Annotated in this window: 30 protein-coding genes; 17 read left to right on the top strand and 13 right to left on the bottom strand. The window is 61.6% G+C overall.

Annotated elements, in window-relative coordinates:
- The first annotated feature begins 41 nt into the window (after positions 1-41).
- Positions 42-1,559: an MDR family MFS transporter gene (locus BT204_RS10925; protein WP_072446806.1), complete on the top strand. Its 1,518-nt coding sequence runs from the start codon at positions 42-44 to the stop codon at positions 1,557-1,559.
- 56 nt (positions 1,560-1,615) lie between these two features.
- On the opposite strand, the gene BT204_RS10920 is transcribed toward BT204_RS10925, so the two are convergent.
- The 3 genes from BT204_RS10920 to BT204_RS10910 are packed head-to-tail and all read right to left on the bottom strand — an operon-like array spanning position 1,616 to position 3,651.
- The gene (locus BT204_RS10920) at positions 1,616-2,455 is read right to left on the bottom strand and encodes a cache domain-containing protein (protein ID WP_072446804.1); all 840 of its coding nucleotides are present in this window, start codon (positions 2,453-2,455) and stop codon (positions 1,616-1,618) included.
- Between the two features lie 55 nt (positions 2,456-2,510).
- Entirely contained in the window at positions 2,511-2,981 is a 471-nt protein-coding gene (gene cynS, locus BT204_RS10915) for a cyanase (protein ID WP_014717475.1), read from the bottom strand.
- A 28-nt stretch (positions 2,982-3,009) separates the two neighbouring features.
- Positions 3,010-3,651 (bottom strand): carbonic anhydrase, encoded by a 642-nt coding sequence (locus tag BT204_RS10910; protein WP_003189587.1) that lies wholly within the window; start codon positions 3,649-3,651, stop codon positions 3,010-3,012.
- 112 nt (positions 3,652-3,763) lie between these two features.
- Between BT204_RS10910 and cynR the strand changes: the two genes are divergently transcribed.
- Positions 3,764-4,615 (top strand): transcriptional regulator CynR, encoded by an 852-nt coding sequence (cynR, locus tag BT204_RS10905; RefSeq protein ID WP_034126614.1) that lies wholly within the window; start codon positions 3,764-3,766, stop codon positions 4,613-4,615.
- Positions 4,616-4,708: 93 nt separating this feature from the next.
- Here cynR and BT204_RS10900 read toward each other — a convergent pair whose 3' ends face one another.
- Entirely contained in the window at positions 4,709-5,482 is a 774-nt protein-coding gene (locus BT204_RS10900; RefSeq protein WP_072446802.1) for a transporter substrate-binding domain-containing protein, read from the bottom strand.
- A gap of 365 nt (positions 5,483-5,847) precedes the next feature.
- Between BT204_RS10900 and BT204_RS10895 the strand changes: the two genes are divergently transcribed.
- The 5 genes from BT204_RS10895 to BT204_RS10875 all read left to right on the top strand — a co-directional run bounded on the left by BT204_RS10895 (position 5,848) and on the right by BT204_RS10875 (position 10,504).
- Complete coding sequence (locus tag BT204_RS10895; protein WP_072446800.1) at positions 5,848-7,218, top strand: glutamine synthetase family protein; 1,371 nt, start codon at positions 5,848-5,850, stop codon at positions 7,216-7,218.
- 100 nt (positions 7,219-7,318) lie between these two features.
- Positions 7,319-7,918, top strand: a complete 600-nt coding sequence (locus tag BT204_RS10890) for a class I SAM-dependent methyltransferase (protein WP_034126617.1) — start codon at positions 7,319-7,321, stop codon at positions 7,916-7,918.
- 122 nt (positions 7,919-8,040) lie between these two features.
- Entirely contained in the window at positions 8,041-9,174 is a 1,134-nt protein-coding gene (gene rnd / locus BT204_RS10885; protein WP_034126618.1) for a ribonuclease D, read from the top strand.
- Positions 9,171-9,464, top strand: coding sequence for a YcgL domain-containing protein (locus tag BT204_RS10880; protein ID WP_003189597.1), 294 nt, complete (start codon positions 9,171-9,173; stop codon positions 9,462-9,464). Before rnd ends, BT204_RS10880 begins: the two co-directional genes overlap by 4 nt.
- A 107-nt stretch (positions 9,465-9,571) precedes the next feature.
- Positions 9,572-10,504: a D-2-hydroxyacid dehydrogenase gene (locus BT204_RS10875; RefSeq protein WP_054919992.1), complete on the top strand. Its 933-nt coding sequence runs from the start codon at positions 9,572-9,574 to the stop codon at positions 10,502-10,504.
- Between the two features lie 140 nt (positions 10,505-10,644).
- Here the strand turns inward: BT204_RS10875 and BT204_RS10870 are convergent, their stop codons facing one another.
- Positions 10,645-11,238, bottom strand: a complete 594-nt coding sequence (locus tag BT204_RS10870) for a nitroreductase family protein (protein WP_054898831.1) — start codon at positions 11,236-11,238, stop codon at positions 10,645-10,647.
- Between the two features lie 153 nt (positions 11,239-11,391).
- Here BT204_RS10870 and BT204_RS10865 point away from each other — a divergent pair, with 153 nt between their 5' ends.
- The gene (locus BT204_RS10865) at positions 11,392-11,841 is read left to right on the top strand and encodes a YcgN family cysteine cluster protein (RefSeq protein WP_003172524.1); all 450 of its coding nucleotides are present in this window, start codon (positions 11,392-11,394) and stop codon (positions 11,839-11,841) included.
- Positions 11,842-11,854: 13 nt separating this feature from the next.
- On the top strand, positions 11,855-13,075 hold the full coding sequence (locus tag BT204_RS10860) for a hypothetical protein (RefSeq protein ID WP_057975680.1): 1,221 nt from the start codon (positions 11,855-11,857) through the stop codon (positions 13,073-13,075).
- An 82-nt stretch (positions 13,076-13,157) separates the two neighbouring features.
- Here the strand turns inward: BT204_RS10860 and BT204_RS10855 are convergent, their stop codons facing one another.
- From BT204_RS10855 to BT204_RS10840, 4 genes are all read right to left on the bottom strand, one after another.
- A complete protein-coding gene (locus tag BT204_RS10855; protein WP_014717485.1) occupies positions 13,158-13,508 on the bottom strand; it encodes a YgaP family membrane protein in 351 nt (116 codons plus the stop codon).
- A 67-nt stretch (positions 13,509-13,575) separates the two neighbouring features.
- Positions 13,576-14,043, bottom strand: coding sequence for an RNA methyltransferase (locus BT204_RS10850; protein WP_072446798.1), 468 nt, complete (start codon positions 14,041-14,043; stop codon positions 13,576-13,578).
- A 97-nt stretch (positions 14,044-14,140) separates the two neighbouring features.
- Positions 14,141-14,515, bottom strand: coding sequence for a YajD family HNH nuclease (locus BT204_RS10845; RefSeq protein ID WP_034126623.1), 375 nt, complete (start codon positions 14,513-14,515; stop codon positions 14,141-14,143).
- An 89-nt stretch (positions 14,516-14,604) separates the two neighbouring features.
- Positions 14,605-15,291, bottom strand: coding sequence for a spermidine synthase (locus tag BT204_RS10840; protein WP_034126624.1), 687 nt, complete (start codon positions 15,289-15,291; stop codon positions 14,605-14,607).
- A gap of 78 nt (positions 15,292-15,369) precedes the next feature.
- Between BT204_RS10840 and BT204_RS10835 the strand changes: the two genes are divergently transcribed.
- The gene (locus tag BT204_RS10835; RefSeq protein ID WP_034126625.1) at positions 15,370-15,651 is read left to right on the top strand and encodes a hypothetical protein; all 282 of its coding nucleotides are present in this window, start codon (positions 15,370-15,372) and stop codon (positions 15,649-15,651) included.
- On the opposite strand, the gene BT204_RS10830 is transcribed toward BT204_RS10835, so the two are convergent.
- Positions 15,648-17,690 (bottom strand): S9 family peptidase, encoded by a 2,043-nt coding sequence (locus BT204_RS10830; protein ID WP_072446796.1) that lies wholly within the window; start codon positions 17,688-17,690, stop codon positions 15,648-15,650. The genes BT204_RS10835 and BT204_RS10830 overlap by 4 nt on opposite strands.
- A gap of 24 nt (positions 17,691-17,714) precedes the next feature.
- On the opposite strand from BT204_RS10830, the gene BT204_RS10825 reads away from it, so the two are divergent.
- From BT204_RS10825 to BT204_RS10815, 3 genes are read left to right on the top strand one after another with little or no spacing between them, the layout of a single operon-like run.
- Positions 17,715-18,242 (top strand): hypothetical protein, encoded by a 528-nt coding sequence (locus BT204_RS10825; RefSeq protein ID WP_054919983.1) that lies wholly within the window; start codon positions 17,715-17,717, stop codon positions 18,240-18,242.
- Between the two features lie 30 nt (positions 18,243-18,272).
- Positions 18,273-19,049, top strand: coding sequence for a class II glutamine amidotransferase (locus BT204_RS10820; protein WP_003189615.1), 777 nt, complete (start codon positions 18,273-18,275; stop codon positions 19,047-19,049).
- A 10-nt stretch (positions 19,050-19,059) separates the two neighbouring features.
- Positions 19,060-19,602, top strand: coding sequence for a DUF2937 family protein (locus BT204_RS10815; RefSeq protein WP_034126628.1), 543 nt, complete (start codon positions 19,060-19,062; stop codon positions 19,600-19,602).
- Positions 19,603-19,716: 114 nt separating this feature from the next.
- On the opposite strand, the gene BT204_RS10810 is transcribed toward BT204_RS10815, so the two are convergent.
- Positions 19,717-20,637: a LysR family transcriptional regulator gene (locus BT204_RS10810; RefSeq protein WP_034126629.1), complete on the bottom strand. Its 921-nt coding sequence runs from the start codon at positions 20,635-20,637 to the stop codon at positions 19,717-19,719.
- A gap of 175 nt (positions 20,638-20,812) precedes the next feature.
- Here BT204_RS10810 and BT204_RS10805 point away from each other — a divergent pair, with 175 nt between their 5' ends.
- The 4 genes from BT204_RS10805 to BT204_RS10790 all read left to right on the top strand — a co-directional run bounded on the left by BT204_RS10805 (position 20,813) and on the right by BT204_RS10790 (position 23,810).
- Positions 20,813-21,553: a 5-oxoprolinase subunit PxpA gene (locus BT204_RS10805; RefSeq protein WP_057975686.1), complete on the top strand. Its 741-nt coding sequence runs from the start codon at positions 20,813-20,815 to the stop codon at positions 21,551-21,553.
- Entirely contained in the window at positions 21,550-22,254 is a 705-nt protein-coding gene (locus tag BT204_RS10800; protein WP_057975687.1) for a 5-oxoprolinase subunit B family protein, read from the top strand. Before BT204_RS10805 ends, BT204_RS10800 begins: the two co-directional genes overlap by 4 nt.
- Positions 22,251-23,162, top strand: a complete 912-nt coding sequence (locus tag BT204_RS10795; RefSeq protein ID WP_072446794.1) for a 5-oxoprolinase subunit C family protein — start codon at positions 22,251-22,253, stop codon at positions 23,160-23,162. The genes BT204_RS10800 and BT204_RS10795 overlap by 4 nt, the downstream gene beginning before the upstream one ends.
- 105 nt (positions 23,163-23,267) lie before the next feature.
- A complete protein-coding gene (locus tag BT204_RS10790; RefSeq protein WP_054919976.1) occupies positions 23,268-23,810 on the top strand; it encodes a hypothetical protein in 543 nt (180 codons plus the stop codon).
- A gap of 42 nt (positions 23,811-23,852) precedes the next feature.
- On the opposite strand, the gene BT204_RS10785 is transcribed toward BT204_RS10790, so the two are convergent.
- Positions 23,853-25,031, bottom strand: a complete 1,179-nt coding sequence (locus tag BT204_RS10785; RefSeq protein ID WP_003189625.1) for a vWA domain-containing protein — start codon at positions 25,029-25,031, stop codon at positions 23,853-23,855.
- Positions 25,031-25,876 carry an AAA family ATPase gene (locus tag BT204_RS10780; RefSeq protein ID WP_003189627.1) on the bottom strand — a complete coding sequence of 282 codons (846 nt, stop codon included), beginning with the start codon at positions 25,874-25,876 and terminating at the stop codon, positions 25,031-25,033. The genes BT204_RS10785 and BT204_RS10780 overlap by 1 nt, the downstream gene beginning before the upstream one ends.
- Between the last annotated feature and the right edge of the window lie 88 nt (positions 25,877-25,964).

Here is a 25,964-nt window from a genome sequence, read left to right as displayed (position 1 = left end):
CCGGTGACCGTTGCCTGTGGGCCCTGCTCGAAGGTTCTGCCGTGACACACCTCAATCAGCCTGCTCCAACCGTTCCCGCCGTTCGCAGTATCCTGGTCGCGCTGATGATGGCGATCTTCCTGGGTGCCCTGGACCAGACCATTGTCGCCGTGTCCATGCCGGCCATTTCCGCACAGTTCCATGACGTCAACCTGCTCGCCTGGGTGATCTCCGGCTACATGGTAGCGATGACCGTGGCGGTGCCGATCTACGGCAAGCTCGGTGACCTGTATGGGCGCCGCCCCATGATGCTCATCGGCATGGGCGTGTTCACCCTCGCGTCGCTGTTCTGCGGCCTTGCGCAAAGCATGGAGCAACTGGTGCTGGCGCGGGTTCTGCAGGGTATCGGCGCTGGCGGGATGGTCTCGGTGAGCCAGGCGATCATTGGCGACATTATTCCTCCCCGCGAACGGGGACGTTATCAGGGGTATTTCAGCAGCATGTACGCGGTGGCCAGCGTGGCCGGGCCGGTACTGGGCGGTTATATGACCGAGTACCTGTCGTGGCGATGGGTGTTTTTGATCAACCTGCCACTGGGCGTCGGTGCCTGGTACGTGGCCCATCGCACTCTGGTGGGGCTGCCGGTGCCGCAGCGCAAGCCGATCATCGATTACCTCGGCACGGTGCTGATGATCGTCGGCCTCACCGCCTTGTTGCTGGGCATCACTGAAATCGGCCAGGGCCATTCGTGGCGTGACGATCAAGTGCTGGGGTTGCTGGCCTGTGCCCTGCTGGCCTTGAGCGTGTATGTATGGCACGAACGCCGCGCACGGGAACCGCTGTTGCCGATGCACTTGTTTGCCAACCGCAGTGCGGTGTTGTGCTGGTGCACGATTTTCGTCACCAGCTTCCAGGCGATTTCCCTGACGGTGCTGATGCCCCTGCGCTACCAGACCGTGACCGGCGCTGGTGCCGACAGCGCAGCCCTGCACTTGCTGCCGTTGGCGATGGGCTTGCCGATGGGCGCGTATTTCGCCGGGCGCATGACCTCGGTGACCGGCCGCTATAAACCGATGATCCTCAGCGGCGCGGTGTTGAGCCCGCTGGCGATTCTCGGCATGGCCTACAGCGCCCCCCAGGCGGTGGCGCTTACCAGCGTCTTCATGTTGTTGTGCGGTATCGCCGCCGGCATGCAGTTCCCGACCTCGTTGGTGGGGACGCAGAACTCGGTAGAGCAACGGGATATCGGTGTGGCCACCAGCACCACCAACCTCTTTCGCTCCCTGGGCGGGGCAGTGGGGGTGGCTTGCATGTCGGCGTTGCTGCTGGCGCTGTTGCACGATTCCAGTTTCGCCCATTTGACGAGCGGCGCACTGGTGGCCGAAGGCAGTTCCGGCAACGTACTGCTCGACGGCCTCAACGCCGCACCCGGCCCGGCGCAGGATGCGTTGCGCGACGAGCTGGCGGTGACGTTCCGGCATTTGCTGATGGTGAGTGCGGCGGTGTCGCTGCTGGGGTTGGCCGCTGCGATAGCGATGCCGAATCGGGTACTGCGCGGCCGTGAAGACAAAGTTAGATAAGCGGACGCGGAGCGTCCCAGGCGGCGTTCCCACGCAGAGCGTGGGAACGATCAGGATCAGGGGCTGTAATACCCCACCGTAACCATGAAATGCCCGCTCTTGCGCACATAGGCATGCTTGTTCTCGACCTTGCCGGTCACCGGGTTTTTCCAGCGGTATTTGTATTCGCCCTGGTCCTGTTCGGCCATCATCTGGAGGATCGGCACACCCACCGGTTTGCCATCCGGGTCCTTGATCTTGGCAAAATCGGTGTTGATCAGGCGCAGGTTGGTGCCGTGGGCGACGTAGCGCCGGGTGTTCAGGTCCACCACAAACACGTACAGGTCATCTTGCAGGAAGCCACCCTGCAAAGAGTTGATCGCCTTGAGCGTGCCGGTTTCATCCTTGACTAACGCCTCCACCGCCTTGTTGCGCAGCGCCCGTGCCTGTTCCGGCGTGGCGCGCGGCAAGTAATAACCGACCGCCAGGATGCGTTCGCCCACCCGCTGATAAAACACATGCTTGTGTTCGACCTTGCCGTCATTCCAGTTCTGCCAGCGATAGTCAGCCTGCTGGATACCCTGGCCTTCGGGCACGCTAAGGGCTTGTTTGAACGAGGCTTGCAGGTCGGGCCCGAGCACCTCGGACACATCGCGACCGATCAGCGCGGAGGAGGGCCCGCCACTGGCCAACAGCACGCCTTTTGTATCGACCACAAACACATAGCGGTCCTGGTCGATGAACTCGCCCTGACGGCTGAAGGCGGCGAAGGCCTTGTCACCTTGCTTGTGGTAGTACGCCAAGGCTTTTTCCAGCAGGGCCTTGGCGGCTTGGGCATCCGCTTCCTGTGCCTTGGCGGCATGCACCTGGCTGCAACACAACAGCAGCAGCCAGGTGAATCGGAGCAGTCTCTTCATTTACCCGTCCCTCGTTCTTGTTGGTGTGCCAAGAGCGTAGACGGTTGGCGGCAAATCAGAAGGGTTTGGTCGGCAGGTATTTGCCGTCCAGGGTGATGACCGCACGGGAGCCGCCGTCCGGGTCTTCGACTTTCTTGATGTCCAGCTTGAAGTTGATGGCGCTGATGATGCCGTCGCCGAATTGCTCATGCACCAGGGCCTTCAAGGTAGAGCCGTAGACCTGCAGCATTTCGTAGAAACGGTACATGGTTGGGTCGGTCGGCACACCGCTCGGGAAGCTGCCGCGCAGTGGGACGCTTTGCAGCAGTCGGCTGGCGTCCTCGTCAAGGCCGAGTTTGCCGCACACGATGTCGGCCGCCTCCTTGGGCAGCGGGTGCTGGCCGAGCAGGGCTGCGGTGACGAATGCCAGGCTCAGCCCGGTGCCGTCGGTGAGGTCCTGCCACGACAGGTTTTTGCGTGCCTTGAGGTCGATAACGGTGTCGGCCAGGGCCAGGCGTGGGGTTTGGGCGAATTGGGATTGCAACATGGTGACGTCCTCTTGGGTTGAATAAGGTTCAGGCGGCGTGGGCGCGGGTGCTGGGGTGGTCGAGCAGGGAGACGAAGCGCCCGGTGTGCCCGTCCAAAGCGTCGATGCCGCCGGTTTCGATGTCGTACACCCAGCCATGCAGGTTCATCCGGCCTTGTTCCAGCGCCAGGGCGACCGAAGGGTGGGTCTTGAGATTAGCCAGTTGGGCGACCACGTTTTCGCGCACCAAGGCATCCAGGCGGGCAGCGTCCGAGGCATGCGTACGGGCTGCATTGATCACCTTGGCCGACTCGGCATGGCGCAACCAGTTGGCCACGGCGGGCAGGTGGTCCAGGCATTTGCAGGTAGAAATTGCAGTCATTGCACCGCAGTCCGAGTGCCCGCAAATCACAATGTCGCTGACGCCCAGCACCGCTACGGCATATTCGACTGTGGCCGACACGCCTCCCGGTTCCGGGCCGTAGGACGGCACTATGTTGCCGGCGTTACGGATGACGAACAGGTCACCGGGTTCCTGCTGGGTCAACAGCTCGGGGACTACGCGGCTGTCAGAGCAGGACACGAACAAGGTGCCGGGGTTTTGCGTGGTCGCCAGGTGTTTGAACAAGTCACTGCGCGGGGTAAAGGCTTCACGTTGGAATTTGCGAAAGCCGTCGATGAGGTGCTGCATGGTGGTTCTCCTTGCGTCGCTGATGGGGCAAGGATGGAAGTTTTCGGCTATAGCGTCCAAGACCGGTTTATTATGCTTTCTATAAGTCATGCCTATAGTTGGAGCGCTGCCCATGCTGTTGCGTCATATCCGTTACTTGCTGGCCGTTGCCGAGCATCGCAATTTCACGCGTGCCGCCGAGGCGCTGCACGTGTCGCAGCCGACCTTGTCGCAACAGATCAAGCAACTGGAAGAAAGCCTGGGCGCGCCACTGCTGGACCGTTCCGGGCGCAGTGTCAGCCTGACCGACGCGGGGCAGGCCTATGTGCGTTATGCGCGGCTGGCCTTGCAGGATCTACAGGCCGGCACCCGCGCCATACATGACGTGCAGGACCTGCGCCGGGGGCATTTGCGCCTGGCCATGACGCCGACCTTCACCGCCTACCTGATCGGCCCGCTGCTGGCACGCTTCAATGCGTCGTATCCCGGCATCACCTTGAGCATTGAGGAACTGACCCAAGACCGCATCGAAGCCGCCCTGGGCGAGGACCTGCTGGATATCGGCATCGGCTTTACCGGCGAGCATGGGCTGGAGATCGACTGTGAGGCGCTGTTTGTCGAAGAGCTGAGCCTGGTCGTCAGTGCCAGCCATCCAGAACGCACACAACCAGCCTGGCTCGAACAGCCCCTGGTGCTACTGAACACAGGCTTCGCCACCCGCCGCTATATCGACGACTACTGCCACCAGCAAGGGGTTAAACCGCAGATTGCCATGGAAGCCAATTCCATCAGCGCGATCATCGAAATCGTGCGCAGCACGCCCCTGGCAACCATCCTGCCCCGCGCACTGGCCGAGGCTCAGGCGGGCCTGCATGCCGTGGTGATCAATCCACCGTTGCCGCAGCGCACCGCGGCACTGCTGAGTCGCAAGGGCGCGTATCGCAGCGCTGCGTGTGCGGCGTTTGTAGCGTTGATCAAGGCGTAGGACCGGGCTGACGCCCCAGGATCCCAATGTGGGAGCTGGCTTGCCTGCGATGACGGCCGGACAATCAACACCGATCTACCTGACACCCCGCATTCAAGGCGCAGCCAACCACTGCCCCACAATCCCCGCATACGCCCCCGTCGCCACACTCAAATGCAACCATTGATCCACGTAACTCTTCCAGGCCACATCATCGCGCGGCAACAAAAACGCTTTTTCACTGTACTGCATCGGTTGCTCCGGGTTGACCGCACACAACCCAGGCTTGAGCTTCTGCTGATAACGCGCCTCGCTGGCGTCGGTAATCATCACATCGGCTTTGCCCGCCAGCAGTTCATCAAAAATCGTTACGTTGTCATGCAGGCGAATCTGCGTCTGGCCCAGGTGCGCACGGGCAAACACTTCATTGGTGCCACCGGCGGGCTCGATCACTCGCACCTGGGGCTGATTGATCTGTTCCACCGTCTGGTAGCGCTGCACATCGGCGCAGCGCACCAGTGGGATCTTGCCATCGACCCCGAGAGACTGGCTGAAGAAGGCTTTTTTCTGACGTTCCAACGACACGGAAATACCGCCCACCGCGATGTCGCAGCGTTGGGTCAGAAAGTCCGGCATCAGGGTTTTCCAGGTGGTGGGCACCCAGTTGATTTTGGCGTTGAGGCTCTTGGCCAGGGACTCGGCCATGGCAATGTCGATACCTTCATAGCCGCCGTCGCTGCGCAGCGAGGTGTAAGGCTTGTAGTCGCCGGTGGTACACACGGTGAGGGTGCCGCGCGCAATCACGTCGTCAAGGCGAGATGCAGCGGTGTTGGCCTGGGCGACATTGGCCAGGCTTGCCAGTACACAGAGGGCCAGAGGCGCTTTCATGGAGTCGAATCCTTGGGGCACGGTCGGGGTCTCATTATTTCCAGCACAGGGCAGGGTGGCAAGGCGCGGTGAATGTTTAGCCAAACTGCAACCAAACTCCATCAAGCCTGAATTTACTCGCGTATCCTCGCGTGTGACGCTCAAGTCTTTCTATCACTGTGGACCGCGCATGCACGCTTGCCCCGACACTCACACCGCGACATTGCCGTCTGCGCTTGCGTTCTGGGCCTTGTTCCATTGCCGACACGCGCGCCCGCCAGATACCTCTCTCCTACGTTGATCTACCCCCAAGGATGACGCGCACCTGTGCGCATCTGCCCGGCGGCGCCTGCGCGCTTGCCTGACGCAAACGTATGAGAATTCCCATGAGTGTTTTTGCCAGCCTGCATGAAGCCCAGACCTTCCTTGAACAGAACCCCGACATTGAGATGTTCGAGCTGTTTATCCTCGATAACAACGGCGTACCGCGCGGCAAGCTGCTGCACCGCGACGAACTGCTGGCGGTGTACGAAAGTGGCCGGCCTCTGCCCAGTACCATCCTCGGCCTGACCATCAATGGCGATGACGTAGAAAACTCCGGGCTGGTCTGGGAGGTGGGGGATATTGACTGCCGCGCCTACCCGATCAGCGGCAGCTTGCAGCGCATGCCATGGCGCTTGATCCCCACCGCAGCGGTGCAAGTCAGCATGCACCCCACCGAAGGTCTGCCCGCCACCGTGGCCGACCCCAGGCACCTGCTGGCCAATGTTATCGAGGCGCTCAAGGCCGACGGTTATTACCCGGTGATGGCGGCGGAGCTGGAGTTCTACCTGCTCGACCAAAAGCCTGACAGCAACGGCCGCCCGCAACCGGCGCGGGATGTGGATGGCAATCGCCCGCGTTCGACGCAAGTCTACGGCCTGCGCGAACTGGAGCAGATCGAGCCGTTTCTTGCCGACCTCTACAGCGCCTGCAAACTGCAAGGGATTCCGGCGCGCACAGCTATCTCCGAGTACGCGCCGGGCCAAGTGGAAATCACCCTCGAACACCGCACCGACGCGCTGCAGGCGATGGACGAAGCCGTGCGCTACAAACGCCTGGTCAAGGGCGTGGCGCACAAACATGGAATGACCGCCTGTTTCATGGCCAAGCCGTTCGACGACCTGGCCGGCACCGGCATGCACATGCACGTCAGCCTGGCCGATGCCCAGGGCAATAACCTGTTTGCCAGTGAAGCGACCGACGGCACGCCACTGCTGCGCCAAGCCGTGGGCGGCATGCTCAGTACCTTGCTCGATTCACTGTTGATGTTCTGCCCCAACGCCAACTCTTATCGACGCTTCCAAACCAACAGCTATGCGCCGCTCGCTGCCACCTGGGGCGTGGACAACCGCACCGTCAGCCTGCGCGTGCCCGGTGGCCCGGCTCAATCGCGGCATATCGAACACCGCATCTGCGGTGCCGACGCCAACCCCTACCTGGCGGCTGCTGCGATCCTGGCCGGGATTCATCGAGGCATCCGCGAACAGCTCGACCCTGGCGCCCCGGTGCAAGGCAACGGCTACGCCCAGGCCAAGGAACTGCTGCCCACCGACTGGCTGACCACCTTGCGCGCGCTGGAAACCTCCCGCTGGGCACCGGATGCGTTCGGGCGCGAATTCCTAAGCGTTTACCTGGCGGTCAAACGTGCCGAATACCGCCAGTTCATGGGCGAGGTGGGGGAGCAGGATTGGCGGTGGTACATGCATCAAGCGTGACCGGTTTTAGCGGGGTGGGCTTTCGACCTTTTTTTCACGTTGCGAAGGTTAAGCTGCGGATCAAGGTCGTTCACTACCGTTTCATTCACATGAGCCCGCGATGTCGCCACAACCTCCATCCTCCATCGAGACCGAATTCACCGAGCGCTATGACCGTGAGCATGCCAGGGGCTGTGGCGACCCGCGTCCGCCCAGGCTGTTGCAGCGCCTGTCGGCGTGGCGCGATGCGCGGTTGGTACGCCAGGCCCTGAAAGTGGCGGGCGAGCCAGGGCTTATCCTCGACCTGGCGTGTGGTTCCGGGCGCTTCTGGCCGGTGCTGGCCGAACACGTCAACCGTGTGATCCTGGCCTCGGACAACTCCCAGGCGATGCTCGATCACGCGCGCACCCATCACCCGGGCGCGTTGCTCAAGCGTGTCAAAACATTCCAGGGCTCGGCGTTTTCCATTGGCCTTTCGGCGAATGCGGTGGACTGCATTTTCTGTCTGGATTTGTTTCGCCATGTGCCCGGTAGCGATGCACGACTCATGTTGTTGCACGAGTTTCACCGCGTCAGTCGCGACACGGTGATTGTTGCCGTGAACGTGGGTACGCCGGTAGAGAGCGAGTTTCGCCAAGCCGGCTTCAAAATCCTCAATTACCAAGAGTTCCTGCCGGGCTCGCGGCGATGGTGCGTCTACGTTTTGCGTAAGAGAGGATAACGCCCGTTTGTCGGACTATTCTTCATCTCCTGTCGGAGTTTTCATGATGGCGTGTGCACTGCGGATGCTCGCAAGCCCCTTTCGCGATATATACTGCGCGCCATTCTTCAAGGGAGAGCCGTGTGGCCATCGATATTCACTGGATCTGCGACAACGATAGCCTCGGCCAGCATTGCGCCGAATGGCAGCAGTTGCCATTCGTCGCCCTCGACACCGAATTCATGCGGGTCGACACCTTTTACCCTATTGCCGGGCTGATCCAGATCGGTGATGGCGTGCGCGCTTACCTGATCGACCCCCTGACTATCGACAATTGGCAACCCTTGGCCGCCTTGCTGGAGAACCCGGCGGTGATCAAGGTGGTGCACGCCTGCAGCGAAGACCTGGAAGTGCTGTTGCGCCTGACTGGCAGCTTGCCAGTGCCGTTGTTCGACACCCAATTGGCGGCGGCGTACCTCAACCTCGGTTTCTCCATGGGCTACTCGCGCCTGGTGCAGGCGGTGTTGGATATCGAGCTGCCCAAGGGCGAAACCCGCTCCGACTGGCTGCAGCGGCCATTGTCAGAGACGCAGGTCAGCTACGCCGCCGAAGACGCCGTGCACCTGGCCGAGGTTTACACCCGCCTGCGCCCGCAACTGTCGGACGACAAATACGCGTGGGTATTGGAAGACGGCGCCGAACTGGTGGCCAACCTGCGCCGTGAGATCGACCCCTACGAGCTGTACCGCGACGCCAAGCTGGCGTGGAAATTGTCCCGTGCCCAACTCGCAGTGCTGCGTGAGCTCTGCGCCTGGCGCGAGCAGCAGGCCCGTGCCCGCGACTTGCCGCGCAACCGCATCGTTCGCGAGCACTCGTTATGGCCCCTGGCCAAATCCCAGCCGGATAACCTCGCCGCCCTGGGCAAGATCGAAGACATGCACCCGCGTACGGTGCGCCAGGACGGCCAGTTCCTGCTGGACCTGATCAAACGCACTGCCAGCCTGCCCATGGACCAATGGCCGCCTGCCGTGGCAGAGCCGTTACCGGTGGACGCTGCAGCGTTGATCAAGCAACTGCGTGCCCTGGGCCAAACCTTCGCCGAGCGCCTGGACATGGCGCCGGAACTGATGCTGCGCAAGAAAACCCTCGAAGCCCTGGTTAAAAGTGGCTACCCCGATGGGCCTTACCAATTGCCAGACTCGCTGCGTGGCTGGCGCCGCGAGTTGATGGGCCAGGCGTTGCTCGACAGCCTGGCCAATGCCGGAGAACAGCCTTGAAACGTATTTGCTCCATCTACCGCAGCAAGAAAAAAGACGGCATGTACCTCTATGTGCTCAAAAGCGATGCCCTGGAGCGCGTGCCCGAGCCGTTGATGGAAGCCTTTGGCAAGGCGCATCACGCCTTTGACATGGTGCTGACGCCGGAGCGCAAGCTGTCGCGCGAAGACATCGCCGTGGTGCTGGAAAACCTCGACAAGCAGGGCTACCACCTGCAAATGCCGCCGGCCGAGGACGAGTACATCGAGCACTTGCCCGAAGAGCTGCTGCGCCGCAACGACCCGATGTGATCGACCAGTGCCCGCTTCAGGGCACAGCTTCAATGGAATCGTATTAGAGGACGGTGGCCGTAAGGATGCGGGCGGCCGTCTGCACTGTTTTTTCAAAGGTTTGAACCATGCGTGTTCTGATTGCTGAACAGGATCATCCGCTCTACGCCCAATTGCTCAGGGACGCCGCCCCAGACCTCGAAGTGCTGACCAGCGGCGACTCGGCCGAACTCTCGCGCCTGGCCGCCGACTGTCCGGTGTGGCTGGGCCAGCCCGATCTGTTGGCTACCCTGCTGCGCCAGGGCCATCATCCGCAATGGCTGCAATCGACCTGGGCGGGCATCACGCCCCTGCTGGCCGATGGCTTGCCACGCGACTACCGGCTGACCCGCGCGGTAGGCATTTTTGGCCAGGTCATGGCCGAGTTTGTCCTCACCTACATGCTGGGCCACGAGCGCGAAGTGCTGGCGCGGTTGGTCAGCCAGGTGGAGCGCAAATGGGATAACCGCATGGGCCAGAGCCTGGCGGGGCGTAAGGCGCTGATCGTCGGCACCGGTGACATCGGCCAGCGCGTGGCCGAGTTTCTGCTGCCGTTCGGCGTGCAGTTGTATGGCATCGCCAGCCAGGCCCGCGAGCAGGCACCGTTTATCGAAGTGGCGGGGCTCGACCAGTTGGGCCGGCTGGTGGGGGAGGTGGATTACGTGATCAACCTGCTGCCCAACACGCCTGATACCCATGACCTGTACGACGCGGCGCTGTTCAAGCAATTCCAGCCCACCGGGTTGTTTATCAACGTCGGACGCGGCGTGGCGGTGGTGGACGCCGATCTGGTCGAGGCGCTCAAAGAAGGGCACCTGGCCGGCGCGGTGATCGACGTGTGCCGCCAGGAGCCCTTGCCGCAACGCCACCCGTTCTGGACGGCGTGGGGTTTGCTGTTGACCGGGCACAGCTCGGCCCCGACCTCGCCGCCAATGATGGTGGAGTTGTTTGTGCAGAACCTGCGGGCGTATCAGGCCAAGCAAGCGCTACGCGGGGAAGTGGATTTCGAGCGCGGGTACTGAAGAGCTTGCCCGATGACCTCATGTAGGAGCGAGCTTGCTCGCGAAAAACTCACAGGCGCCGCGCTTATTCAGAAAGTGCGCGTCATCGTTGACGTTCTTCGCGAGCAAGCTCGCTCCTACAGAGGATGAGAGGGCGATGCTTAGAGGCTGAAGTCACCCTCGGACACCAGCTCGCTCAACGGCTTGCGCGGGCTCGGCATTTCGCGCCCTTGCAGGTACTCCGGCAAACTCGACTTGTCACCCAGCTTGCCCACCGCCACGGCCGCATGCAGCGCATAACCCTGGGGAATCTTCAGCTCCTTGCGGGTCAGTTCCTGGTCGAAACCGGCCATGCCGTGGGTGTGCCAGCCACTGAGGCTGGCTTGCAGCGCCAGGTGGCCCCAGGCCGAGCCGGTGTCGAAGGTGTGCCACAGCGCCGGGGTTTCTTCGGTAGCACCCGGGGCGATGAAGTCGGTTTTCGACGCGATGATGATCAGGGCCGACGCATGCTGCGCCCAATTGCGGTTGAATTCATTCAGCAGGCCCAGGAAGCGCTCCCAGTCCGGCGTGTCACGGCGCGCATACAGAAACCGCCACGGCTGCGAGTTGTAGGCCGAAGGCGCCCAGCGTGCCGCTTCGAAGAAACTCAGCAGCGTCTCCTGCGGGATGCTCTCGCCGGTAAAGGCGCGGGGCGACCAGCGCTCGGTGAATTGGGTGTGGATCGGATAATCGGCAACACGGGGGTTATTGCTCATGGACAGACCCTGATGAAAAAAACGGGATTCAAAACTACTGCGCCCACCCAGGCCTGACAAGTCTTGCAACACCGTCAGTCGTAAGCGCTTGGCCCCAACGGGCTTGGGCACTAGACTGGCGGCCTTTTCACCTTCCGATACTGATGCAGAGCCATGGCCGCCAAAGTCGAACCTTTCTGGATACGCAAAACCCTTGAGCACCTCGACCAAGAGGAGTGGGAGTCATTGTGCGACGGCTGTGGCCTGTGCTGCCTGCAAAAGCTTGAGGATGAGGACGACAACAGCGTCTATTACACGCGTATCGCCTGCAAACTGCTCGACCTGAAAACCTGCCAGTGCACTGATTACCCCAACCGCCGCGCCTCGGTGCCTGATTGCATTCAGCTCACACCGGGCCAGGCCGATCAGTTCAAATGGTTGCCGCCGACCTGCGGTTATCGCCTGGTCAGCGAGCGCAAGGACTTGCCGCTGTGGCATCACCTGGTCTGCGGCGACCGTGACGCGGTGCACCATGAACGCATTTCCCAGTCCGGGCGCATGCTCAGCGAAGGCAGCGTGCCCGAGGACGACTGGGAGGATTACCTGATTTTCCGCGCAGGCTGAATGAGGAGTGTGTATGAAGGTGGCCGCCAAGTGGGCAGCGGGCCTGGTCGTGCTGGCGCTGAGCGGGCCGGGCTGGTGCGCGAAGAAAGTCGACCTGGATTACCACATCAAGCTGTTGCCCCAAAGCCAGCAGGCCGAGGTGCGCGTCAGCCTGTCCCAGGGCGCGGCGGTGCGCAGCCTGAACTTCGACCTGGGCCGCGACGGTGACTACAGCGACTTCAAGGCCGATGGCCAGTGGCAAGTCACGGGCAACCGTGGCCTGTGGCAACCCAGCCCTGACAAGGCCAGCCTGACCTACCGGGTGCGCCTGGCCCATGCGCGCAAGCCCGGCGTGTATGACACACGCATCACGCCCGGCTGGGCGTTACTGCGCGGCGAAGACTTGGTGCCGGCCGCACGTCTCGACCAGCAAGACGGCGTCGAGCTGGTCTCACGTCTGATGTTCGAACTGCCGACGGGTTGGAAGAGCGTCGAAACGGCCTGGCCGCGCATCGGCCAGAACAAATTCCGCATCGACAACGTGTCCCGCCTGTTCGACCGTCCCACCGGCTGGATGCTGGCGGGCAACCTCGGCAGCCGCCGCCTGCGCCTGGGTGAAACCGACGTCACCGTGGCCTCGCCCAAGGGCCAGGGCATGCGCCGCATGGACGTGCTGACGTTGCTGACGTTTGTCTGGCCCCAGGTGGAAGCCGCGTTCCCGCGCCATCCCGGCAAACTGTTGATTGTCGGTGCCAGTGACCCGATGCGGCGGGGCGCTTATTCGTTACGCGATTCGATCTACCTCAACAGCCGCACGCCGCTGGTGGGCGAAAATGGCAGCAGCCCGTTGCTGCGCGAAGTGGTGCAGGCCATCGGACGCTTCAATGACCACGACAGCAGCGACTGGATCAGCGAGGGCTTGGGCGAGTACTACGCGATTGAGCTGATGCGACGTGCCGGTGGCATTACCGATGAACGCTATGCGGCGATCCAGGCGCGGCTGACCAAAGAAGGCAAAGACGTCACCACTCTCAAAGGCGAGCACGTCAACGGCGCGAGGCTGGCGCGTTCGGTGGTGGTGTTGCAGGAGCTGGACCGTGAGATCCGCGTGAAGACCCACAACAAACGCTCCCTGGACGATCTGGCGCAGGCGTTGATGCGGGTGAACAGCGTCAACACCAAAGAATTCGTGCAGTTGGCCGAGAGTGTGATCGGTGAGTCGTCGGTGGTACTGGACAGCAAACTGCTGCGCTGATCCAAACCCCTGTGCAATTCAAAATGTGGGAGGGGGCAAGCCCCCTCCCACATTTGAATCTCCAGCATGTCCAAGTCTCAGGTCAGGCTTTAGGTTTCACCGCCTTTTCAGCCGCCACTTCGGCCTTGGTCTTCAGGTTCTTCAACTCTTCACCGGCCCGTTCGATCTTGGTGCGCACGCTGTTCATTTCCTGGCGGCCCTGTTCCAGTTTGTCCTTGAGCGAACTGTGCCCTGTAAAGCCACGGGCCAGTGCCACGCCACCAATCGCTACCTGGATCAAGCCGAAAATCCCGCCGCGGCGCAAGCCTTTACCCACCATCATTACCCCGCCGGCCACCGAGCCGATGCGCTCCCAGCCATGCACGTTCTGGGTGGGTTGAGGCTTCAAGGGGGCGGCTTCGATGATAGGTCGCAAGGTTTTGCTGTCGCTCATGATCAGTCTCCAACAAGGGCAAGTGTTACTAGCTGACTGCGCGCATGTGCCGGATGTTCCCGCAATGTCAGTACTTGGGGCCCGAACGGGTGTTATTGCCCTTGGCCAGTCGGTCGTAGAGCACCACGTTGACCGTGGCCGCCAGGTTCATGCAGCCGGTGGTGGGGATGTACACCACGTCCTCGCACCAGTCGCGGATCTCTTTGTCCAGGGAGCCGTCTTCGGGGCCGAAGATATACAGGGCGCGGTCGGGGTGGGTGTATTCAGGCAGCGGACGGGCGCCTTCGACCAGTTCCACGGCCACCGGAATGCAGCCCAGGGGCAGGATCTTTTTCAGGTCGTCGATGCCGATCAGCGGGATATCGTGGTGCACCTTCTTGGTGTCGGTGATGAAACCCCGGGCGCGCTCGTAACGCACGCCGGTGTAGAACACCGAGGCCACGCCGTAACAGCCGGCGGCACGCATCACCGAGCCGACGTTTTCGGGGGATTTGGGGTTGTACAGACCGATGCAGCTGTAGCGTTTATTGCCCACGGGAGTGCCTTTGAAAAAGGCAGCAGTATAGCTGCAAGCTACAAGCTGCAAGTTAAAAACCGAGCGGCTTTTTCTTGAGGCTTGCAGCTTGGAGCATTCAGCTGCCTTTTTTCATCAACCCCGCCAACGCCGCAAACGGGTTGTGCGTCGCCTTGGCAATGCTCGGGCTGCTGGTGGAGCCTTCGCCGAAGTACTGCTGGTCGGTGTAGCGCGAGTGTTCGTTGTCGTGGCAGTACAGGCACAGCAACTCCCAGTTGGAGCCGTCCTGGGGGTTGTCATCATGGTTGTGGTTGCGGTGGTGGACGGTCAGTTCACTCAAGCGCTTGCCGGAAAACTCACGGGCGCAGCGGCCACACACGTGGGGGTACATCTTCAAGGCTTTATCGCGGTAGCCCATTTCGCGGTCGCGCTGGGCATCGGCGAGGATGCGGTCCAGCTTGGCGGTGTGGGAGGGTGGGTTATTCGAGCTCATCATGGCTCCTGGCTATTATTGGGTGGTTCACGGACAAGGTTGATTCTAGCCGCTCCCACAGGGGATTGGCGCTATTGAATCAACCGTGATCAGCCCTTGAGCTTCTCTGCAATCCAGATGGTATGCCGCGTGCCCTTGTTGCCATGGGCAAACACTTGCACTTCCTCGGCCTTGAAACCGGCCTTGCGCAGTTTGTCACTGAACAGCTTGTCGGCGCTGGCCGACCACACCGCCAGCACACCCTTGGGCCGCAGGGCCTTGGCGCACGCGGCCAGGCCACTGGCCGAGTACAGCCAACTGTTAGCTTTTTGCGTGAGCCCCTCGGGGCCGTTGTCGACGTCGAGCATGATCGCATCAAAGCCTTGGGGCTCGGCCTGCAGTACCTTGGCCACGTCTTCCAGGCGGACCACGGTGCGCGGGTCCAGCAGCGGGCGTCCGGATTTCTCCCCCAGTGGCCCACGGTTCCATTCCACGACGCCGGGCACCAGTTCGGCCACCACCACTTCGGCGCTCTTGCCCAAATGCTTGAGCGCCGCGGCCAAGGTAAAGCCCATGCCCAGGCCGCCGATCAGCACCCGTGATCCTGGGCGTCCGGCCACTTTGCGGCAGGGAATCTCCGCCAAGGCATCTTCGGAGCCGTGCATGCGCGTGTTCATCAACTGGCCACCGTCACCGCCCTGGATCTTGATGACGAAGTCCTCGCCGTATTCGAACAGGCACAAGGCACCGCCGTTGTCGGGGATTGGGGTGGTGTCCAGCAGAACAAAACGTTTCATGGAAATCTCATTGGGAAGGGCATTCTTGCGCGGTTGGGAGTAGCCTTAGGGCATTCCGGTCAGGCCATGGAGCCATCGATGAAGTGCAGCATTCTAACGGTCATTGTGTTGAGCGCGCTCGCATTGGGTACCGCGCAGGCTCAGGAGTTACAAACCGTACCGGTCGCGCCCACGCCAACCCCAGGCGCGCCGGGCACGCCAACACCCACGTTGTACCCGCAAGTCACTCCGCCCGTTGCGCCCAAGACCCAGAATGGCTCGCCGCCGCTGGCGCCCATCGTGTTGCCGGCGCCGCCCAAGGACCAGACGGTCCCTGGCCTGCAGCAGAACGACAGCAAGCCGAAAACGCCGGGCGGTTAGACCAGACCGAGGGCCTTGAACACAAAGGCATATTCGAGGGCGACGTCACGTAAGCCCTGATAGCGCCCGCTCATGCCGCCATGGCCGGCACCCAGCTCGGTCTTGAGCAGCAGCAGGTTGTCGTCCGTCTTGATATCCCGCAGCTTGGCCACCCACTTGGCGGCTTCCCAGTACTGCACGCGGCTGTCGTTATAGCCGGCGATCACCAGCGTGGCCGGGTAAGCCTGGGCGCTGACGTTCTCGTACGGCGCGTAAGCCTTGATGCGCGCGTACACCTCGGGGTCCTCGGGGTTGCCCCACTCGTCGTACTCGGTGATGGTCAGCGGCAGTTCCGGGTCGAGCATGGTATTGAGCACATCGACGAACGGCACTTCGGCAATCGCCGCCTGGAACAATTCCGGACGCTGGTTGAGCACCGCGCCGATCAACAGGCCGCCGGCACTGCCGCCACTGATCGCCAGTTGCTGGGAGGTGGTCAGGCCCTCGGCAATCAAATGTTCGGCGCAGGCGATAAAGTCGCTGAAGGTGTTCTGCTTGTGTTCCTGCTTGCCGTTGCGATACCAGGCTTCCCCCAGCTCACCCCCGCCGCGCACATGGGCGATGGCAAACGCCACGCCACGGTCGAGCAAGCTCAGGCGCGCATGGGAGAACCACGGGTCCAGGCTTGAGCCGTAGGCACCGTAGCCATACAGGTACAGCGGCGTCGGCTTGCCGAGCTGGTCACGCTTGACCACCAGGCTGATGGGTACCTGAGTGCCGTCGGCGGAAGTGGCCCACAGGCGTTGGCTGACGTAATCGTCGGCGTTGAAGACGCCCAGTACCGGGGTTTCCTTGAGCACGACCTGCGCGCCTGTCGCCAGCTCGAGCTGACGCACTTGGGCCGGGCGATTCAAGGCCTCATAGCGCAGGCGGATCTTGTCGCTGGGGAACTCCAGGCTGTTCTGCACGTAGAGGCTGTAGGCGGCGTCAGGCAATTGCACCCGATAGGCCGGCACATCCTCAGGGTGCACTTCGATGACTGGCAGGCCACCGATGCGCAGGCTCAAGGTCATGGCGTTGGCGTTCAGGCTCACGCCGTCGAGCATGACCTCGTCGCTGTGGGGGATCAGGTTCTGCCAGTCGGCTTCGGTGGGCGGCGTGCCGGTGTCGGCGGCCACGTACAGCGCATGGTTGATGCCATCGCGGTTGCTGCGGATAAACCAGGTCCACTGGCCATTGCGCTTGCCGTGGTCGACGTCGTATTCGTGGTCTTCGACCCGTGGCGCCAGGCAGGTGAAGGCCAGGTGCGGTTGCTCGGCGTCCAGCGCCCAGACTTCGCTGGTGGTCTTGCTGCCCAGGGCCAGCAACAGTTGGCGTTCGGAGCTTGAGCGGTAGCAATGCAGGAAGAAACGACCGTCGGGCTCGTGGAAGACTTCCTGCGCTGCGGTGCCGTCCAGGCGATAGCGATACAGCTTGTGCGGGCGATGGGTGTCGTCCAGCTCACCGAAAAACAGGGTCAGGCTGTCATTGGCCCAGGTCATGCTGCCATCGCAGTTGTCGAACGCCAGTTCGCTGACCTTGTCGGTCGCCAATTCCTTCACGAACAGGGTGTAAATCTCTTCGCCGCTGGTATCGAGGCTGTAGGCCAGGCGTTGGTGATCGGGGCTGATGCTGAACGCGCCCAGGGAGAAAAAGCCGCCATTGGCCAACACGTTCGGGTCCAGCAACAGCTCTTCGCTGCTGGTGTCCACCTGGTTGCTGTCATCGGCCGGGCGGCGGCAGCGGTAGTGGCGGGCGTATTCGTCGCCGGCGGTGGTGCGGGTGTAATACAGATACGGGCCCCAAGGGGAGGGCAGGGACAGGTCGGTTTCCAGAATGCGGCCCTTGATCTCTTCGAACAGGGTCTCGCGCAACGCTTGCTGATCGGCCAGTTGGGCTTCCTGCCAGGCGTTTTCGGCCTTGAGGTAGTCGAGCACCTCAGGGTTGTCGCGTTCTTGCAGCCAAGCGTACGGGTCTGGGCCTGGGGCCTTGCGGGCAATCGGTGCGGTGGAAATAGGCATGGATAATTCCCTATCTGGCAGACGGTGGCAGGCATTGCAGCCGCGACACGCAAAAGCCGTTATCATAGCCGCCTGTTTGCCAACCTTGCCATGGACACCATGACCGAGAACGACTATCTGACCGCTTGGGGCCTTTACGCCTTCGCCGCTTTGGGCTGCCTGTTGGTGTGGTGGCGCATGACCCGCTGGATCTGGCGCTGGCTGCGCGAGCCCCTGCAATTGCTGATGGCGGTGTTGCTGCTCAGCCCGACCATTGTCGACCCGGTCAAGACCCAGTTTGCGCCGGCCGTGGCCATTACCGCCCTGGACCTGGTGCTCAAGGTCGGCAACAACGCCTGGCGCGCCATTTCCGACCTGTTCATGTACACGATGATCGCGTTTGCCCTGTACATCGTGTTTGTGCTGATTCGCTGGCCCATCGAGCGCGCCGCCAACGCTCGCCGTGAGCGCAAGGCTGCTGCGGATGCGGCCTTGGCCGTCGAGCCGGAAGACGACGAACCGTTCCGTCGTCCGGCGCCTGCCGGTGGTATGCGGGTCGAACCGCGCCTTTAACGTTGTTTGCCCTGCAGCGAGAGCCCTGGCATGTGTGAATTATTGGGCATGAGTGCCAACGTCCCCACCGATATCGTGTTCAGCTTTACCGGGCTGATGCAGCGCGGTGGGCGCACTGGCCCGCACCGCGACGGCTGGGGCATTGCCTTCTATGAAGGCCGTGGCCTGCGCCTGTTCCAGGACCCGGCTGCCAGTAGCGAGTCGGAAGTCGCATTGCTGGTTCAGCGTTATCCCATCAAGAGCGAAGTGGTGATCGGCCATATTCGCCAAGCCAATGTGGGCAAGGTCAGCCTGGCCAATACCCATCCGTTCGTGCGCGAGCTGTGGGGGCGTAACTGGTGTTTTGCCCACAACGGCCAACTGGCGGACTTCAACCCCCGCGCCACCTTCTACCGCCCGGTGGGCGATACCGACAGCGAAGCGGCGTTCTGCGACTTGCTCAACCGTGTGCGCGAAGCCTTCCCCGAGCCGGTGGACATCGAACAGGTGCTGCCCGACCTGATCGCCGCCTGCGCCGAATACCGCAGCAAGGGCGTATTCAACTGCCTGCTCAGCGACGGCGACTGGCTGTTCTGCTATTGCTCGACCAAGCTGGCACAGATCACCCGGCGTGCGCCTTTTGGCCCGGCGCGCTTGAAAGATGTCGACGTGATCGTCGATTTTCAGGCCGAAACCACCCCCAATGATGTGGTAACGGTGATCGCCACCGAGCCGTTGACCGACAACGAAAACTGGACCCGCTACGAACCGGGCCAATGGAGCCTGTGGCGACGCGGTGAATGTGTCAGCCAGGGCGTTACCGAGTAAGGAATCGAGCATGTTGCTGAGCTATCTGCGGTTGGTGCTGTTTGCCGTTGGCTTGTTGGTCGGCGTGCAGGTGCCGGGGTTTATCAATGACTACGCCAAGCGCGTCGAAGCCCACCTGATCGAGGCCCAGACCGGCTTGCGCGGTTTCGAGTCCACGGCGCAGCAGTTCTTCAACGGCGATATGCAAGCCTTGGTGGCGCATTACCGCGCCAGCGATGACCCGGTATTCCAGAGCGACGCCAGCAGCCTGGGCGCTATGCTCGATCGTCAGCTCGAGTTGGACAAGCAATACCAGGCCATGCAGGGCCCGTGGTACATCCGTGCCCTGCAAGTGGCGGTGGCTGCCGACCCGGATATCCGTTCGGAGACCTGGAATGGCTACAGCTACCAGATTCTGCTGACGCCTGAAGCCATGGGCTGGGGCCTGGGCGGGGCGATGCTGTTGTCGTTCGGCATCGAGTGCCTGTACCGCTTGATCGACTGGGTGGTGTTGGGCGGCCGGCGCCTGCGCCAGAGCCGGCCCATCGAAGAACGGGACCTCAAGGGCCTCTAACGACCCACTGATCGTTCCCACGCTCCGCGTGGGAATGCTTTTTCTGACGCTCCGCGTCGCGCTTGGAGGCGCAGAGCGCCCTAGGCTGCGTTCCCACGCAGAGCATGGGAACGATTAATCGGGTTTATGCAGTTGCATGCGTTCTGCACCGACTTGCTCGGCATAGCGGGCGACGACTTTCTGGCACAACCCCACAATTTCCTCCACCAACTCCACTCCTACGCGCCACGACACCACCACCTGCAAGTTCGGCAGGCGCTGGGCCATGGGCAGCATCACCAATTCCCCTCGCTCCAGCTCTTCGCTCACCAGCACCGGCGGCAGTGCGCCGATGCCGAAGCCATCGCGCAGCAACCGGGTAATCGCCGACACCGAGTTCACGCAGTTCATGCGCGGTGCGGCCACGCCATTGGCCTGCATCAAACTCAACACGTCCTGATGTGGGTGAGAGTTTTTCGAGTAGGTGATGATGCGCTCCTGGGCCAGTTCGGCGAGGGAGGCGTAGTCGCGGTTGTAGATCGACTGGCTGGCCACGATCCAGGCCATGGGGTGGCTGGCCAGTTCCAGGCTGCGCACGGTTTCCAGGCGCAGCAGGTCGGTTTGCAGGATCAGGTCAAGAAAGCCTTTTTGTAGCTGATCGCTGAGGTTAAGCGCGGTATCGGCGATCAGCTCGATCTCCACCAGCGGGAACAGTTTCATCAGTTCAGCGACCAGCGGGCTGAGCCAGGTGTGGATCACCGTGTCCATCGCGCCGATCCGAATGCGCCCGACCTTGCTGCTGGTGGTCTCCAGAGACTGCTTCAAACCCTGCATGGTCACCATCATCTGCTCTGCATAGTCGAGCACTTTCAAGCCTTCCGGCGTCAAGCTCACGCCACGCGAATCACGCAGGAACAGCTTCACCCCCAACTCGCTTTCCAGCACCGCAATGCGGCTGGAAATCGAGGCCTGGGTGGTGAACAGCTTCTCGGCCGTGAGCCGGAAGCTCTTGAGCCTGGCCACCCAGACGAAGGTTTCGAGGAACTTCAAATTCATGGGATCAACTTTTTCTTATGCATGAATCGGTTTTTATTAGTTGGACGTCGCACCGGGCAAGCGCCAAAAATCGAGCCGTTCCACGATAAGCGTCGTTGGGGTGCCAGGACAAGTTGCGAGTTCTGTGTAATAAATCCCACACTACAAAAAAACAAAACCTACAGGAGCGACCACCGTGAGCCGCCTGCTACTGAACTGCGACATCGGCGAAAGCTTTGGCAACTGGACCATGGGTCTGGACGCCGAAGTCATGCCGTTCATTGATTGCGCCAACGTGGCCTGCGGCTTCCATGCCGGCGACCCGAGCATCATGCGCAAGACCGTCAGCCTGGCGTTCAAGCACGGCGTACAAGTGGGCGCCCACCCGGCCTACCAGGACCTGCAAGGCTTCGGCCGGCGCTCCATGAATTACACGCCGCAGGAAATCCAGGACCTGTTGCACTACCAGATCGGCGCGCTGGATGGCATCTGCCGCGCTCAGGGCGGGCGCGTCAGCTATGTGAAACCCCATGGTGCGATGTACAACGACATGATGGCCAACCCCGCGCAGTTGCGTGCGGTGATCCAGGCCGTGGCCGCCTACGGCGACCTGCCGCTGATGCTGCTGGCCACCCGGGATAACCGCGCGGCCCAAGCGTTGGGTGATGAATACGGGGTGACGCTGTGGTTCGAAGCCTTTGCCGACCGTGCCTATGACAGCAACGGCCATCTGGTTTCCCGCCAGTTGCCCGGCGCGGTGCACCACGACAGCGAAACCATTGTGCAGCAGGCCTTGACCCTTTCCCGTGGCGAATCGCTGATTGCCAGCGACGGCAGCTCATTGGTACTCCAGGCCAATACCCTGTGTGTGCATGGCGACAACGCCAGCTCGGTGGCTGCCGTGCAGCGTATCCGCGAAGCGTTGAAAACAGCATGAACCCACGCATCGAAGTGGTGGCGATCGACTGCCTGATGGTGCGCCTGTTTGACGTGATCGCCGAGCCCAACATGCCGTGGATGCTCGCGGCTACCGAGCGCTTGCGCAATGGCTTTGGCTTGGCATTGGTGGACCTGGTGCCGTCCTACACCACCTTGATGGTGCATTACGATCTCACTGCGCTAACCCCGGCCCAGGCCCGGGCGCTGATTGACCAGGCCCTTACCGACCTGCAACCCCAGGCCCAGGGCAGCGGCCAATGCCATGTGTTGCCAGTGTGGTACGACCTGAGTGTCGGCCCGGAACTGACCTTGCTGTCCCAGCGCAGCGGGCTGGCCGTGGAGGAGGTGATCCGCCGCCACAGCGCCCACGAGTACCAGGTATTCGCCCTGGGCTTTGCCCCTGGGTTTGCCTTTATGGGGCTGGTGGACGAAGTGCTCGCCACCCCACGCCTCAACACGCCGCGCAAACGCGTGGCCGCTGGCAGTGTCGGTATCGCCGAACGGCAAACCGCTGCGTACCCGGTGGTGTCCCCGGGCGGCTGGAACCTGATCGGCCGCACCCCGGCCAAACTGTTCGACCGGGAGCGCGACGGCTACAGCCTGATGCAACCCGGCGACACGGTGCGCTTCGCCTCGGTCAGCCACGCCGAATTCATCCACTTGGGTGGCGACGACACGCCGCTGGAGGCGCAAGCATGAGCCGCTTGATCATCGAGGCCAGCACGCCACTGTGCCTGTTGCAGGACGCCGGTCGTTTTGGTGTACGCCACCTGGGCGTGACCCAGGGCGGCGCGCTGGATTGGGTGTCGATGTCCTGGGCCAACTGGCTTTTGGGCAATGCCCTGGATGCCCCGGTGGTGGAAATTACCCTGGGGGGCTTTACCGTACAGGCTGAGGATTATTGCCTGCTGGCCTTGGCCGGTGCGGACCTGGGCGCCTATGTCGATGAGCGGGCGATAAGCCCCGGTCGCAGTTTTATCCTGCAAAAGGGCCAGCGACTGCGCTTCACCCAGCCGTGCAATGGGGCACGCGCTTATCTGGCCGCGCCCGGTGGCTTTGATGCGCAGACTGTACTGGGCAGTTGTGCCACGGTCGTGCGCGAGGCATTGGGCGGGGTGGACGGTTTCGGCAAAGCCTTGGCCGAAGGCGGGCGGTTGGCTTATTCCGGTACGGGCGGTGCAATGAAGGTGCTGGCCAACCCGGATGTGCAATCCGCTGCATCACTGGACGTGATCATCGGCGCGCAGATAGGCCAGTTCAGCGGGCAGAGCCTGTTTGATGCCTTCAACGCCGAATGGTCTCTGGACAGCCGTGCCGACCGTATGGGCGTGCGTTTGCTCGGCACGCCATTGCAGTATCAGGGGCCGTCGTTGATTTCCGAAGGGATACCGTTGGGCGCGATCCAGGTGCCCCCGGATGGGCAGCCGATTGTGTTGCTCAATGACCGGCAGACGATCGGTGGTTATCCGCGGTTGGGCGCGTTGACGCCTTTATCCTTGGCGCGGCTGGCGCAGTGTTTGCCGGGGGAGAAAGTCCGGTTGGCCCCGGTGGTGCAGGAAACAGCGCATCGGCAGCACATAGAGTATTTACGCAGGTTTTCAGCGTAAGTGGGTTTTAAAGATGAGTCCTACGACATTGCAGAATTTTGTCGTCTTTGCCCCAGCGCACAGCCATGCAAGCCTTGATTGGCTTATTCACTATCAGGCTTTGCTATGCGCTATTTGAAGATATATGCCCAGGATGTACTCGATAACGATATTCCGGATGTGGTCTATCTGGAGTTTTATGACACCGCCCAAACCCCCGCGCTTGTGCATCGGGCAACGGCATTTGATATTACTGACGATGGCCAGTTTGACTGGATTATTGCGGATGATCTCAATCAAGACGGCATTGTCGACAAGGTTGACCGGGAGATGGCACTGGAGTTTTCCCAGCTGTTTCTGGCTTTCCAGTGGTTCAGTCTCGATGAGCCCTTTGACAAATACCTGAAGGTGTTTGCCGGCGACTTCGATGACAACGGGATTCCTGATACGGTACGGCTGCACTTCCACCATGGCGAGGGAGACCCTCGAGATGAAACCATCGTCTATTCGGCGGCGGTATACAGCGACGGGAATGGTCAAGGGGCCAGTGTTTCGATCAATCAGGATGTGAACAACGACGGGAAAGTAGACCGCCAGGATTCTGAACTGATCAAACAGTTCGCTGCGCTCTTTCTCAGGTTTTCCTGGATCGACAACGAGCACTGCTGAGTGCCGTGCCTGTAGCCGTTAGCATCGGCTACAGGCCAGGGTTCACTTGGATAGAAAACGCATGCCCTCTTCAAGCCCGCGCAGCGTCAGCGGATACATTTGGTCCTCCACCAACTCCCGCACAATCCCCGTCGACGCCGTATAGCCCCAGGTATCTTTCGGGTAGGGGTTAATCCAGATCAGCTTCTTGTACTTGGCCATGAAACGCTGCATCCACACATACCCGGGCTCCTCGTTCCAATGCTCGACGCTGCCACCGGCCTGGGTGATTTCATAGGGCGCCATGGCCGCATCGCCGATAAAAATCACTTTGTAGTCGGCGCCGTATTTGTGCAGCAGGTCCTGGGTGGAGGTGCGTTCGGAAGTACGGCGCTGGTTGTTCTTCCACACCGATTCGTACACGAAGTTGTGGAAGTAGAAATACTCCAGGTGCTTGAACTCGGTCTTGCACGCGGAGAACAGCTCTTCGCAGATTTTCACGTGGGCATCCATCGAGCCGCCGATGTCGAACAGCAGCAACAGCTTGATAGTGTTACGCCGTTCGGGGCGCATCTGGATATTCAGCAAGCCGGCATCGCGGGCGGTGTGGTCAATGGTGCCGTCGATATCCAGCTCTTCGGCCGCGCCCTGGCGCGCAAACTTGCGCAGGCGGCGCAAGGCGATCTTGATGTTGCGCGTGCCCAGTTCCACCTGGTCGTCGAGGTTCTTGTACTCGCGCTGGTCCCAGACTTTCACCGCCTTGCCCTGGCGCTTGCCGGCGTCACCGACGCGAATGCCTTCGGGGTTGTAGCCGCCAGAACCAAAGGGGCTGGTGCCGCCGGTGCCGATCCACTTGTTGCCACCGGCGTGGCGTTCTTTCTGTTCTTCCAGGCGTTTCTTGAACTCCTCGATCAGCTTGTCGAGGCCACCCAGGGACTGGATCTGCGCGCGTTCCTCATCGCTCAAGGAACGTTCGAATTCCTTGCGCAGCCATTCTTCGGGGATCAGCGCCTGCAGGTGGTCGTCGAGCTTTTCCAGGCCGTTGAAATAGGCGCCGAAGGCCCGGTCGAACTTGTCGAAATGCCGCTCGTCCTTGACCAGGATCGCCCGGGCCAAGTAGTAGAACTCGTCCATGTCGGCGAAGGTCACGCGCTGTTTGAGCGCGTTGATCAGGTCGAGCAGCTCGCGCACCGACACCGGTACCTTGGCGGCACGCATTTCGTTGAACAGGTTGAGCAGCATCAGCGATTACCGCGACGGCTCATGAACGCCAGCCGCTCCAGCAACTGCACGTCTTGCTCGTTCTTCACCAAGGCGCCGGCCAGGGGAGGGATGGCCTTGGTCGGGTCGCGCTCGCGCAGCACCGCTTCGCCAATATTGTCGGCCATCAGCAGCTTGAGCCAGTCGACCAGCTCGGAGGTGGAAGGTTTTTTCTTCAGGCCCGGCACCTTGCGCACATCGAAGAACACGTCCAGCGCTTCGCTGACCAGGTCTTTCTTGATGTCCGGGTAGTGCACATCCACGATTTTTTGCAGGGTGGTGCGGTCGGGGAAGGCGATGTAGTGGAAGAAGCAGCGGCGCAGGAACGCGTCCGGCAGCTCTTTTTCGTTGTTGGAGGTAATGATGATGATCGGGCGCTTCTTGGCCTTGATGGTCTCGTCGATTTCGTAGACGTAGAACTCCATCTTGTCGAGTTCTTGCAGCAGGTCGTTGGGGAACTCGATGTCGGCCTTGTCGATTTCATCGATCAGCAGGATCACCCGCTCTTCGGACTCGAAGGCTTCCCACAGCTTGCCCTTCTTCAGGTAGTTGCGCACGTCGTGCACCTTGTCCACGCCCAGTTGCGAGTCGCGCAGGCGGCTGACCGCGTCGTACTCGTACAGGCCCTGGTGCGCCTTGGTGGTGGACTTGATGTGCCAGGTGATCAACCTGGCACCGAAGGATTCGGCCAGTTGCTCGGCAAGCATGGTCTTGCCGGTGCCCGGTTCGCCCTTGACCAGCAGCGGCCGCTCCAGGGTGATGGCGGCGTTGACGGCCAGTTTCAGGTCATCGGTAGCCACATAGGCCTGGGTGCCTTCGAACTTCATCGGTCATTCCTCGGATTCATCAATGGCCCGACTATACCCCTCAGCCCCGGCGACTGTGAACGCAGACGGGTTATTCAGTCTCTGAATG

The organism is Pseudomonas sp. NFPP02, from assembly GCF_900119355.1.
GTDB lineage: Bacteria > Pseudomonadota > Gammaproteobacteria > Pseudomonadales > Pseudomonadaceae > Aquipseudomonas > Aquipseudomonas paracarnis.
Note: the sequence above shows the minus strand (reverse complement) of the source record. Positions and strands in the feature narration are given on the sequence as shown.